The organism is Thalassoroseus sp. (assembly GCF_984380535.1).
In genome coordinates this window covers 27,803-40,500 of the sequence record NZ_CFHRBF010000015.1, presented here as the reverse complement: position 1 = coordinate 40,500, position 12,698 = coordinate 27,803, and the positions used below count along the sequence as shown (strand labels likewise).

Annotated in this window: 8 protein-coding genes; 5 read left to right on the top strand and 3 right to left on the bottom strand. The window is 55.0% G+C overall.

What is annotated here, in order from left to right; genetic code table 11:
* Positions 1 to 240: 240 nt before the first annotated feature.
* The 3 genes from AC5DDB_RS20360 to AC5DDB_RS20350 form a co-directional block, all read right to left on the bottom strand.
* A complete protein-coding gene (locus AC5DDB_RS20360) occupies positions 241 to 1,449 on the bottom strand; it encodes an FAD-dependent oxidoreductase (protein WP_491741716.1) in 1,209 nt (402 codons plus the stop codon).
* 42 nt (positions 1,450 to 1,491) lie between these two features.
* A complete protein-coding gene (locus tag AC5DDB_RS20355) occupies positions 1,492 to 3,558 on the bottom strand; it encodes a hypothetical protein (protein WP_491741603.1) in 2,067 nt (688 codons plus the stop codon).
* Positions 3,559 to 3,741: 183 nt separating this feature from the next.
* Complete coding sequence (locus AC5DDB_RS20350) at positions 3,742 to 5,214, bottom strand: tetratricopeptide repeat protein (RefSeq protein WP_491741602.1); 1,473 nt, start codon at positions 5,212 to 5,214, stop codon at positions 3,742 to 3,744.
* 456 nt (positions 5,215 to 5,670) lie between these two features.
* On the opposite strand from AC5DDB_RS20350, the gene AC5DDB_RS20345 reads away from it, so the two are divergent.
* The 5 genes from AC5DDB_RS20345 (at position 5,671) to AC5DDB_RS20325 (ending at position 12,494) form a co-directional block, all read left to right on the top strand.
* The gene (locus tag AC5DDB_RS20345) at positions 5,671 to 5,943 is read left to right on the top strand and encodes a WXG100 family type VII secretion target (RefSeq protein WP_491741601.1); all 273 of its coding nucleotides are present in this window, start codon (positions 5,671 to 5,673) and stop codon (positions 5,941 to 5,943) included.
* 112 nt (positions 5,944 to 6,055) lie between these two features.
* Positions 6,056 to 6,586: a hypothetical protein gene (locus tag AC5DDB_RS20340; protein WP_491741600.1), complete on the top strand. Its 531-nt coding sequence runs from the start codon at positions 6,056 to 6,058 to the stop codon at positions 6,584 to 6,586.
* Positions 6,587 to 6,589: 3 nt separating this feature from the next.
* Positions 6,590 to 6,832 (top strand): hypothetical protein, encoded by a 243-nt coding sequence (locus AC5DDB_RS20335; RefSeq protein ID WP_491741599.1) that lies wholly within the window; start codon positions 6,590 to 6,592, stop codon positions 6,830 to 6,832.
* Positions 6,833 to 6,865: 33 nt separating this feature from the next.
* Positions 6,866 to 10,885, top strand: coding sequence for an FtsK/SpoIIIE domain-containing protein (locus AC5DDB_RS20330; RefSeq protein WP_491741598.1), 4,020 nt, complete (start codon positions 6,866 to 6,868; stop codon positions 10,883 to 10,885).
* 208 nt (positions 10,886 to 11,093) lie between these two features.
* Positions 11,094 to 12,494 carry a sigma-54-dependent transcriptional regulator gene (locus tag AC5DDB_RS20325; RefSeq protein WP_491741597.1) on the top strand — a complete coding sequence of 467 codons (1,401 nt, stop codon included), beginning with the start codon at positions 11,094 to 11,096 and terminating at the stop codon, positions 12,492 to 12,494.
* The last annotated feature ends 204 nt before the right edge of the window (positions 12,495 to 12,698 follow it).

Here is a 12,698-nt window from a genome sequence, read left to right as displayed (position 1 = left end):
AAAGATCGTTGGTATAAGACGGGCAGACGCCCCATAGAACCGGGGGAAAAGAAGAGTGCCCCTTAAGCATGCGACATCTTACATATGTCGAGCAGCGAATACCAGAGAATGAAAAGCGACTTTTCTATCTAGGCAAGATACGAAGACGTCTTTGGGTTCCAACGTTCACGATCTGAAGACAGTTCCAAGCCAAAGCGAACTCGCCAAACAACTTAGAAAGTCTCATCGACAACTGCTGTGTTACGCGGCTCGGTAACTGGGGCCAGTTGTTTCACGACTCCATTCCACCGTTTCCCAGGGCGGTAACGCGACGGTTGGACGAGGCCAACGACTTGGCACCGTGGGACTCGATTGTCCCGAGGGTGGTTGGAGTTTGCTTAGGAGTTCGCTGGCGAGTCGTGGAGCGAGGACGAGTTTCGTCGGCCAAGCTGTGAGATAGGGGCCTGTCTGATCGATTTGATAACTCTCGGGACGGCCACCGTTCGGAGTGCGTCCTTCGGCCCGATCAACCCGATAGGTGGCCCATTCGACATTCGTGAAGTCAATTCCCGGAAGCACGTTGGAAAGCTCGGTTTTCGCACTCGCAATCAGTTCGCGAGCGGATTGTGTCACGCCCAATTCCGAGACTTGCCCACCAATTTGCCAAACCGTGCGGTTTTCGGTGTCGACATCACTCGTGATTGTCACTCGCGTTTTTGCACCGTCGACACAGTGGCCGTTTAGTTTCGGCAGCGGGCCCCGTGCAAGTACCATGTGCAACGGACGTCGCTGCATCGTTTGTGCGTCTAACCCCGCTTGCTGGCGGAGCATCGCATTTCCTGCACCGGCAGCGAAGACAATTTGCGTCGGTGAAACCGTTAGCGTTTCACTGGATGTTGGATGGACCAGTTGCACCGACTGAAGTTGACCGTTCGGTGCCCGGCGAAATTCGGTTCGCTCGGCGTTCACGAGCACAATGGACTCACTGTGTCTCGCTGCGAGATTCTGAATCATCCCGGCAGGCGAGATCACTTGCTCGTCCAAACGAGCGACGGTGCCAGGCACGTTGGCCAACGCTTCGGGTCGTTCGTCCTTCTCCAAACTTTGCGGTGCAACTCGCAACCCAAACCGTGCGCCAATCATTCCTAACCGGGAAGAGACTGATTCCGTTCGCCACAGGTAGCAATAGTCACTCCGTACGGGCGTGTCGGTCAGGTCCGGTTGTCGTTGGCCGGCGAGGCACTCTCGCCAGACCAAAGGCATCTCGCGGATTGCGGTCGCCGAACCGGTCAACAGGCCCTGCAATGTATATTTCAATCCGCCGTGGATGATTCCCTGCGATGCGACCGTCTGACCACTTCCCAGTGCTGATGCCTCTACTAAGATCGCGGAATATCCGTTGCGGACAGCTTCGTCCAAGAGCCACAGCCCAGCCACTCCACCGCCAAAGATGATCAGATCACGATGCATCACGTCGACTTTCTCGTTTTCCGAAGACTATTGTCGCAATCGTTACCAAAGATGACTTTGTGCAAACTCGACGACATCCCCGAACAGCACATAGAACAGGCTTTTCTGGCCGCAATGAATTTTCCCGCGGACCTCGGCACCGATGCGGCGTTGTTCGATGAGATCGGCGTCAACCCCCACAAACACGTCGATCACGCTGCCGTCCGTAGCGGACACACTGGTCCGCGTTGCGATCTCCCCGAGCGTGCCTTGGAACCTACTCTCCGGATCGGTCGCCAACACAAAATCGACAGGCAACTCCGTTATGCCGGTCGCCTCGGATGCTTCGAGTAAATGTCCCAATCGACGTTCGGGCAATTTGAGTTCCAACCGCCAGGGACCGTTTTCGTTCATGACTTCTAGCAGACGTTCGCCACGTCGCACGGGGCGGTTCAACAACATCTGTTCGACTTGGAATGTCGAAATTGTGCCATCGATCGGAGCGCGAATCGTCAGCTTTTCGATTTGCGATTCCAGTTCCGTCAATTGTTGGCTAAGGCCGCGAATTTCGATCGCCGTTTGTGCGTATCGTCCTCGCAGCCGAATTTCTTCCTCACGTTTCGCCTCGCGACTCGCCGCCGCAATGCCCGCTTCCAGCGTTTTCAGGAGTTGCTGTTTCTCGGCGAGTCGACCACGGGTGTCGAGTTGTTGCGTATTGAGTTCGTCGTTGCGAAGTTTCAGTAATACATCACCCTGAGAGACATGATCGCCACCAGTAATCGCCAATTCGACAACTTCGCCGTCCCACGGTGCAAAGATTTCCTGTCGAACCGAAGGCATCAACTGCCCCGTGCCTTCGACACGGTAGTCCGCAGGAATGAACGCCAAGCCGCATGCGATACCCGCCAGCAGGCAGATCGCCAAGATCGTTTGCCATACGATCCGCCCATGGAACGCTTGCCACATTCGTCCGAGGAATTTCCAAAGCGGTAGCAAGAGAATTCGGTGGTGCGTGCGGGCGTTGTGTAGAGCGGTCCCGAGATGATCGGCCAACAGTTCGGTCTGCTTCAATTGCGGAGGTGTCAACCAACCTTCGGTCGTGCGTTCGACGATGAGTACGCCGAAACATTTTTGCGATCGATACTTGCGTTTGTCCTTTTGCCGATCGGATTCCATCAACGGTGTCGGTTCGACCAGCGGCACCAACCGGACCATCCGTGATCGACTTTCCTTGACGAAGTTCGTCAAGGGCTTCAACAGCGACGGCGGCAGCCCTTCGGTGTTCCCGACGTACGTGATGGGTTGTCCCGCGCGGACGATCGGCCTGGCGAGTTGACGCATCGTGCGGATCAAATTCGATCGCCGCTTCACGCGTGCTTGCCCACTAACGGCGACAATTTCCGTCCGGACACCGCGTTTGACGGCAATGCTCACGCGATCGCATTTCAGAAGTTTGCGTCCATCGTTGACCGCCGTCAATGCGACTTCTTGTGGGTCGAGGCTGCGATGCAGCCCACTGATCATTTTTTCGAAGTCGGACCAAAACCCGAGTTGTCGGTCGGGGGAAGTTGTCTCGTCGCGCCAAGCGAGATATCGCCCGGCGTAGGCAGCCGCCTCTTCGAGGAACTGCAAATGTTCGAGGCGATGCAACTCCGGCGAATCGGTCGACAGAAAATGTTCCGCGACGCCAACCACGCGATCGCCCAACCGCAATGGAACCAACAACAGCACGTGATCCGTCGGCAATTCGAAAGAACCGGAAGCACCGGGAACATGGACGACCGGTTCACGGGTCTTCAGTACCGAAGCCAATACGACCAAGTTCCGCTGCATCGCGGAGCGGTCGCCGGACAATCCCACGTCCGGCAAGTTGCGATCACTTAGCAAACCAATCCGTTCGCTGCCGTCGAGCATCCACACGGCCGATGCAATGGCCCCGGTTTGTTGGGATGTTTTCGCCAACCATTGCCCGAAGAACTGATCTTCGGCAATTTCGGACGTTGCCAACTGTTCGATGTCATTGATGATTTGAACCGCGACGCGGGAATCCAGGGGTTTGGAATCGCGTTCGGCAGTCGCGTTCAGACGCTCCGCGTTTGGCTGAGTCGGGCGAGTAGTTGTCTCGGGCATGGCGTGTCCGCTTCCTTGCAGAACATCCGCAATGGTCAATCATTCACGGTTTGAATGCCGCAGAGTGTCGGATGGAAACGACAATCTGTCAAGATGAGGTAGCGTAACCGGGTTTTGATGGTTGCCGATCACCTGTGCTCCGCCGGTCGGCTGGGCTTGCCCCTGCGTCCGGAGAATCGGTAATCACAGTTCGTCAAGCAACTTCTTGGCGGACTTTGCAGCATCGGATGTGGGTGCGATTTCGATCGCTTCTTCGAGGTATTTTCGGGCTTTGTCGGCATTCGTGCGGAGCAAAAGTTTGCCGAAGCGGAGTTTCGATTTCGCCTTCCGAACCGCATCGTCTGACGCAGACGGCTTTTCGTCCGTGGAAGTTTCATTCATCTCGTCGAAATCGGCGTCGGCGAGTTGTGAATTCGTCTCTCGTTGATCGGGACGGGGCAGGGGACGCGTGGAGTCGTTTTCTTTGATGAGGAAATCGATTTCGCCAGTGTTGTCCGCGAGTTCCCCCCAGGCATCTTGGCAACGCACGAAGAGTTGGCCATCGGCCGGGGCGGTGAATGTGCCGTAGGCGTCCAACTCGAATGGTTCGCCGAGCTGGTAATCGTCGAACAACACGCCCACCAATCGACCGCGATTGTTCTCACCACCGGCGGCGGTAACGGGGGTTCCGTCTTTGGATGTCTTCCAGAACCCGGCGGCCGAATAGTTGTACTCTCCCCCCTTAGTCAGCATGGCTCGCGTGGCTTGCCAACCGCGACCGGCTTCAATTGTCGACCGCAACGTGCGACTCCGCGTGGGTGTTACGAACTTCGCAGTCCAGTCCCAACTGCATAAGTCGGCCCGATAGCCGGTTTCCATAACTTCGAGCATTTCCAGGTACTCGAACACGATTTCATCCGACATCGAACCATAGACCTGCTCGAAACTAACGTTTTTCTTGGTCAACAAGCCCAACCCCAGCGGACGGAATCGCGGTGCGTAGTTGGTGTTGTTGGCCAGCAGGTGACACAACGCCCACCGCCACGCGTAATTCTGCCAAGAGTCGCCCGTGAATTCCGTTTGCGGATTGACGATCTCATTGAGACTCTTCGGTTCGCTTTCTTTGAGGAATCTCAGCACGATGTCGTTGCAATTCAGGCTGGCATCGTCTTTTCGCCAATATTGGCCCATTTCCGCCATGCCTTCGGAATACCACAGTGGCCCCGATGTGCCGAATGTCTGGTGACAATACGCATGCACCGCCTCGTGCTGGGGAGTGCCCCGATCCGCGACCGCGTACACCTTCGATTTCGTCTGCCGAGACACGGCTGAAATCCGGGAGACACTCGCCGTAACCCCGGCACCACTGCGGATTTGCCTCACCCCATCAGGGTCCATTTGAGCAATTGCCTGCGGCGGCCAACGAGTGATGTCCTCCGCGACGAACATCTCGATGATTTGTTTGTTCGGTTGGCCCCAATAGGTGGATATTAACCCCAGCATGGTTTCCAAGCGGGTCAGCAGCTCTCGGGCATCGTCAGCGGCGAGATCGGTGTGCATCAGAAAATTTCGGGAATTGTACGTCCGCACGTTCGCCGTCTGAGCTATTGCCGGTTCCACCGTGAATGTGCCGAGGAGAACAGCAAAGATCCCGACGTATCCCAATCGCAAACTCATATGAAACGACCATCACTGGAAAGAGGGTTCATGGAAGTTTTCTAAAATATTCAATTGTACCCGGCCTCTTAGTCGTTGTCGTCGGCTTTTCGGATCAGCTAGCAAATCAACAGTTTCCCCAGGCAAATTGCCCGTTGGTCATGGAAAATCGGTACAATTGGCAGGAGTGACGAGTGTGACGGATATCAATTCTGATCAATTCTGGAACTCTTATTGAAACGCAGGACGAGAATTCGTTTCAACACTAGGAAATGGCATTTGCGCGATCGTTACTAACACAACCTATTACAACAAAAGACGTTGTGTGCCACTGCTAGCTTGCCTAGCAGTGCGAGTCACCAGTTGACCGCAAGTTGCTGAAAACACTTCTGGACAAGCCAGCAGTGGCACTCGCTAACTCTAACAGATGCAATTTCCTGAACACGCTGGCCCTATCAATTCTGGAGAAAGCCGATTATGTCGCAAGCGATAGCCAACCCGGAGGAGTTGCGGAGGTTTGCTCAACTTCTGAAGCAGTTCAACAATACACTTGCCGAGCAAGCGACGGCGTTGTCCGGGCATTTGGAAACCTTGTCCACGACATGGCGGGACCAAGAGAACCGCCGATTCGCCGAGGAATTCGACCGAAACCTGAAAAGCATGGCCCGGTTTGTGGAAGTCAACGAGCAGTATATCCCCTTCCTCCTCCGCAAAGCGGAACGCATCGAGGAGTATCTGCAGCAACGCTAGTGGCATGACATAAACTTGATGATGTGATGAGGTCTTATGTGATGATGTAGGACCCGCAGCTTTCTTCACATCATCGCCGCCAAACCTCATCGCATCATCATCTGGAAACATCATGAGCGGTTCCGCACACATTACCGACGTCGAGGCCATTGCGAATTTCCTGGTCGCACTCCGGCGGTTTCAGGATGAATCGCTGACGGCCATCGCCATGCTTAACCAACAAGTCGCGCGGGCGTTGCAGTTTTTCGATCACGACTTACCTGGCCAATGGAAACGACAAGTGCGTCATTGTTACGACGATATTTCCGAGGCCCGCGTGCGATTGGAAACGCGACGAAATCGCACCGTGGGCGGGCAGCGTCCGGCGTGCATTGAAGAACAACAGGACCTCGCGAAGGCCAAGAAGAAACTGGAAGAAACCGAAGAAAAGGTCGAACTAACCCGCCGCTGGGCGATCAACCTTCATCAGGAAAGCGACGAATTTCGTGGCCGATCCGGGCGTTGTAAGTACTATCTCGAAAATGATTTGCAAAAGACAATCGCGTTACTCGAACGCACGTTGTCGTCGGTCGAGAAGTATCTCGATCGCCCCCTGACGGATGCGGAAGAATCCGAATCGACCTCACCCACGGAGAAACCTTGACCAATGCGATCCGCCGATTTGAACACCGGAGCTGCCGCACTCCAAACCGCGACCGATACCTTGTTGGAACATTGGCAGACGACGAAAGATGTCTGGAACGATAGCAATAGTCGCAATTTGGAAGACGAACATTTGCGACCACTGCTCAAGGAAATCTCCGACGCACTTCGTGCGGTCAATCACTTGGGCGAAGTTTTGAATCAAGCCGAGCGGGAATGCCTGCCCGAAACTCGACCATTGTTGTAACGAACATCCAACTGCGACCAAAGCGATCAACCTATGACCGATTCCGACTCACGATTTCACCCCACACGATACCGCGAATTGCTCGAACGGTTTCTGAGCGGTGTTCAACAGCGTCACCAAGCCGAGCAGGAGTTGGCTGCTGCTCGATTGGCCGGCGACGATCCGGAACTCGACGAACGCCGCGTCGAACTGGAAAACCTCACTGCGAGTGCCGAACAACAGCACCATGAAATCGAGGAAGATTACGCGTCAAGACGGGCAGCGATCGAAGCCGAACATCAATCCGAAATCAAGGCAGCCGAGTCCGAGTACAGGTCGGCGACTTCCGAGGCGAATAAGACCTGGTCGGCTCAGACCGAAGAAGTGGAAGCGAAGTTTCGTGAGAACGATTGGATGTTGTCTTCGTTGCTCGATGACGAGTCCGACGACAGCCCCAAACGCGAATATGAAACCTTCCGGAGCAACGTCGAAGCGGCTGACGAGCGAATCGCGGCGGAGTCTGCGGCACTTCGCGACACATACGACCGCATCGCCAAAATCGTGCAATCGCGTGGACACTGGCGGGGTGATCCTAGCGGTCCGCAGGTCGAATCCGTGCGTTCCGCGGAGAAAGCTCGCGAACGATTCGATATCGCGAAAAACGCTTTCGATGAGCACGTCATTGAATTCGAAAAACACTGGTTTCCACGGATCGTCTCCGGTTGGCGTGTGCTCGCTATCGGTCTTGTGATTTGGTTGGGCTTGTTTGCCGCTCTGTTCTTCGGTATCGATCCCCAGCAAATCGGGCTGCGGAATTTGGACCGTATCGCCTGGGCGCTTGCCAGTGGTGGGGCACTGGTTGTGATCTGTGGGTTGGTCGGGCTGATTCTGTGGGACATTGCCTCGCGAAAAACCTGGACTGCGTTTGTGCCGTTGTATGAATCGATTGTGATCGCCAGTGACGCCCAACGCCAATGGAGCAAACGCTCCAAAGCGGAGATGAATCGGCGTGAGACCGAATTCCGCGAGCGTCAAGCGTATGTCCAATCACGTCGTCAAACGGCCGAGGAAAAATTCCACCGCGAACGCACGGAGCGGCTGCAAGCCATCACAGCCACCCGCGATGAGAAACTTAAAGCCGCCCTCATCGTGCGTGATGAACGAATCCAACATGCTAACCGAGTTGTCGCCGATCAAAAGACTGCGTTAGAACAAGAACATCGAAAACGCCTCGACGATTGGACCACCGAGTTCGAACAGCGGCGGACTCGACTTGAACACCGGATCGCCGAACTGCAGGCGGATCGTGCGAGCGGCGAAGCCAATCGTCTCAATGCAATCAAAAATGAATGGTCAGCGCTTCTAGCGAACATCCGCCAAAGCGCGGATGAAATTCAATCGGCCGGCGAAACGAACAGGATCGAATGGCACGAGATCCTGGATGCCAACTGGCCGGTGCCGGAGCAGATTCCGTCCCAACTGCGGATCGGTGACTACCGCCTCGATTTGCCCAGCCATATTGAACAGAAGTTCGAAACCGAGCCGGTCGGGCTGGAGACCGAATCCGCTTGGCATTTGCCCTTGATGTTGCCGTTTCCGCATTCGCCGAGCTTGGTTGTGGAAACGAACCAGGGCGGTCGCAACGAAGCTGTCGCGGTGTTGCAAGTCGCGATGCTGCGACTGCTTACGCAACTTCCGCCAGGCAAAGTACGGTTTACGGTGATCGATCCGGTAGGTCTGGGCGAACCGTTTTCCGCGTTCATGCACTTGGCCGATTTTGACGACCTCTTGATCACCAATCGCATTTGGACCGAGTCCGCGCATATCGATCAACAACTTTCCGACCTCACCGAACACTTGGAGAATGTCTTCCAGAAGTACCTGCGGAATGAGTTCGAGACCATCGAGGACTACAACCATCACGCCGGCGAAGTGGCCGAGCCGTATCGAATTTTAGTTGTCGCCGGTTTTCCATCGGCGTTCACGGAACGGGCGGCGTCGCGGTTGACAAGCATCATGGCGAGCGGCCCGCGTTGTGGCGTCTACACCCTGCTGAGTGTCGATACCCGACAACCCTTGCCACGTGGTTTCCAACTCTCCGATGTCGAGCAAAACGCAACGGTCCTGCGTTGGCAAGGGGATGGTTTCCGAAGTTCGATCGATGGCAAACACATTTTACCAATGTTGCCCGATACACCTCCCGAACCGAATGTATTCACCAGTATTGTCAGGAAACTTGGTGATCTCTCACGTCATGTACGGCGGGTGGAAGTGCCGTTTCATCGCATCGTGCCGCCGGAAGATCGCTATTGGACGGACGACAGTCGAGCCGTGTTGGATTGTCCACTCGGTCGATCGGGAGCGACGAAGTTGCAACATCTGCGATTCGGCATCGGTACATCGCAACACGCGTTGGTCGCCGGTCGGACGGGTTCGGGGAAATCGACGTTGCTTCACGTGCTGATCACCACGTTGGCTTTGAAATACAGCCCGGACGATGTCGAGTTCTATCTGATCGACTTTAAGAAAGGCGTGGAGTTCAAAACCTATGCGTCTCACAATTTGCCACACGCGAAGGTGATTGCGATCGAGAGCGATCGCGAATTTGGCGTGAGCACGCTGCAGCGGTTGGACGAAGTTCTAAAAGAACGTGGGGAACTTTTTCGCGACTTGGGCGTGCAAGACATTGGTCAGTTTCGAGACGCCCAACCGGACACACCGATGCCACGGATTCTGCTCGTCGTCGATGAGTTCCAAGAATTCTTCGTGGAAGACGATCGTCACTCGCAAACCGCAAGTCTGCTGCTCGACCGTTTGGTTCGACAAGGGCGAGCGTTCGGGATGCATGTGTTGCTCGGTTCGCAAACGCTCGGCGGGGCGTATTCGCTCGCGAGAACGACGCTCAGTCAAATGGCGGTGCGAATTGCGCTTCAGTGTAGTGAAGCGGATGCACACCTGATTCTCAGTGAAGACAACACCGCTGCTCGGTTGCTGACCCGCCCAGGTGAAGCGATTTACAACGATGCCAACGGTATGCTCGAAGGGAATAACCTCTTCCAAGTTGCCTGGCTGGGAGATGAGGAGCACGATCGCTATTTGGAAGACGTGCGGAAACTGGCGGTTCAGCACGATCGTTCGCCGACGAGTCCCATCGTGTTCGAAGGGAACATCCCCGCGAGTTTGGTCCGCAACGATGAACTCGTCAGTCGACTCAAGTCTTTGCCGCCAGAGACAACAGAAACTCCGCTGCGGGTTTGGTGGGGCGAGCCGGTTTCAATCAGCCAACCCACACAGACGGCGTTCGCGCATCAGGCGGGAGCAAACGTGTTGATCGTCGGCCAAGCGGGCACAATGCTCGATGGGCTGTTCATCGGCGCTTGCCTAAGTCTCGCATCGGGAATAGCTGTTACCGAGCCAGGTCGTCTGCCAACGTTCTGCGTATTCGAGGAAAATGACGAACCAGATTCCATGTGGCATTCACTCAGCGAGATGTTGCCTCAGGAGGTGAAAATCGTCACACCCCAAACCACGGCAGACATGATTCGTGCGATCGTCACCGAAGTGAAACGACGCACCGACGAAAACGTGGATGGACCACCCGTCAATCTGTTCATCAACGACGTCAGTCAGTTCCGCGATCTGCGAAAAGCCGACGATGATTTCGGGTTCTCAACTAGCCTGGATCGCGACAAGCCGGTTAGCCCTGGTAAAGCATTTGGCGAGATTCTCCGTGATGGTCCGGCGGTGGGTGTTCATACGATCGTGTCGGCCAACTCGTATAACTCGGTCGACCGTTGGTTTGGTCGGCAACTCCTGCGGGAGTTTGAGACGCGGATTGTTTTTCAGATGAGCCCGGCTGATTCCAGCAACTTGATCGACTCTCCGGCCGCCGGTCGACTCGGACCAAACCGCGCACTTTTGTACCGTGATGATCAAGGAACACTCGAAAAATTCCGTCCGTACGGTCCGCCGAGTTTGGAGACTTTGCAAGACGTTTTCGATGCGTCCGATAGAGTACAAATGCTCGAAGAACTGGAGACTGCGGAAGATATCAACGAATGGACGATCTCGTAAACAAATGTCTTCACAATTTCCACGAAAAGTCGACCATTTTGCGAACACTTGGCATGCGAAGAACATGAAAATTCTTCAAAAACCGCGATTGTGGCAGTTTTAATATTCTGTTATCACCCCGCCTCGCAGCAATATCTTGCTTAACAATCACATCCGACTGCAACCGGTCGCACGGCGGGATTCGTGGACCGATTGGGGAGCATCTCTCTTGAGCAGTTCGACGCAACACAAATTACGGGTCTTGTTTGTCGATGACGAACCGGCCATTCGCGAGGTCATGAAGATCGAACTCCCAAGGATGGGACACGATCTGACGGTCTGCGAAGATGGTCAATCGGCACTCAAGGTTTTGGAAGATTCTTCCTTCGACGCCGCCATCGTCGATCTGAAGATGCCTGGGTTATCCGGCTGGGATGTTGTAGAACATCTCAAAAAGGTTTCGCCGGAAACCGAGTTCATCATCAGTACCGGTCATGGTGACATGAAGGAAGCAATTCGTGCCCTCCGCGAAGGGGCGTACGACTTCCTACCCAAACCGTGCAAACTCTTCGAAATTGCCAACGTACTACAACGCGTTGGTGATAAGAAGGCGTTGACGAACAAAACCATCGCCCTCGAAACCCGATTGAAACGGGTCGAAGGACAAACGAATATCGTCGGTTCTTCACCGGGCATGACCCGTGTGAAGACGTTGATCGAAAAGATCGCACCGACAGATTCGACGGTCCTCATCCTCGGCGAAACCGGGACTGGGAAAGAACTTGTCGCCCGCAGCGTGCACGAGCAAAGCTTGCGAGCGAACGGGCCATTCGTACCGGTCAACTGCGGTGCCCTGCCAGAGAACCTGATCGAAAGCGAATTCTTCGGCCATCGCAAAGGTGCCTTCACCGGTGCCGATCAGCCGCGGAAAGGTTTGTTCGAAGTTGCCGACGGTGGGACGTTGTTCCTGGACGAATTGGGCGAACTCGACAAGTCGATGCAGGTCAAATTGCTGCGGTTCTTGGAATCGGGTGAAATTCGCCGCGTCGGTGAGAACGAACCGTTCAATGTCGATGTGCGAATCGTCTGTGCAACCAACCGCGACTTGCAGGAAATGGCCGAGGAAGGCCAGTTCCGCGAAGACTTGATCTTCCGCGTGAACACCTTCGAAATCCATCTGCCACCACTGCGGGAACGCAAAGAAGACATTCCGGAAATCGCGCTCGCGTTGATCGCTCGGCATCTCAAACGCAATGATGTCTCACGGGACATCATGACACCGGAAGCAATCGAAACGCTGATCAATCACGAATGGACCGGCAACATCCGTGAATTGGCGAACGCTTTGGAACACGCCGTGATTCTCTCCGGCGGCAAACCGATTGCTCCCGAAGATCTGCCACGAGCCGTCACTCGGCCGGGTGCACGTCCGGGTGGACATGCGGTCAAATTCTCCGGTGGCGGCAAAGTTCGCACGCTACGGGAAGTCGAGATGGAAGTCATTCTCGACACCCTCGAAAAGCACGACGGCGATAAACCCAAAACCGCCAGCGAACTCGGTATCGCCCTGAAAACGCTGTACAACAAGCTGAACCAGTATCAAGCTCAGCACCAATCCAAAGCTGGATGATCCGGTCTCGCACGATAATCACACTTTTCAAAGCCTCCGGGAGATTTCCTGGGGGCTTTTTGCGTTTGATTTTTGCGTTTGATCGGTCGGTTGGGTCGTGTTCCAGCGTGCATCTGCGACCACTCCCGGACGAAGCTGGGACTTGTCTGAGATGATAAATGCCGGTACATCGGTCAGTATTCGAATGCACCAAACAACCAAGCG

What these genes read in the sequence shown, in the direction of transcription:
- AC5DDB_RS20360 (WP_491741716.1), bottom strand. Translation starts at nt 1,449, where the DNA reads ATGCATCGTGATCTGATCATCTTTGGCGGTGGAGTGGCTGGGCTGTGG.
- AC5DDB_RS20355 (WP_491741603.1), bottom strand. Translation starts at nt 3,558, where the DNA reads ATGCCCGAGACAACTACTCGCCCGACTCAGCCAAACGCGGAGCGTCTG.
- AC5DDB_RS20350 (WP_491741602.1), bottom strand. Translation starts at nt 5,214, where the DNA reads ATGAGTTTGCGATTGGGATACGTCGGGATCTTTGCTGTTCTCCTCGGC.
- AC5DDB_RS20345 (WP_491741601.1), top strand. Translation starts at nt 5,671, where the DNA reads ATGTCGCAAGCGATAGCCAACCCGGAGGAGTTGCGGAGGTTTGCTCAA.
- AC5DDB_RS20340 (WP_491741600.1), top strand. Translation starts at nt 6,056, where the DNA reads ATGAGCGGTTCCGCACACATTACCGACGTCGAGGCCATTGCGAATTTC.
- AC5DDB_RS20335 (WP_491741599.1), top strand. Translation starts at nt 6,590, where the DNA reads ATGCGATCCGCCGATTTGAACACCGGAGCTGCCGCACTCCAAACCGCG.
- AC5DDB_RS20330 (WP_491741598.1), top strand. Translation starts at nt 6,866, where the DNA reads ATGACCGATTCCGACTCACGATTTCACCCCACACGATACCGCGAATTG.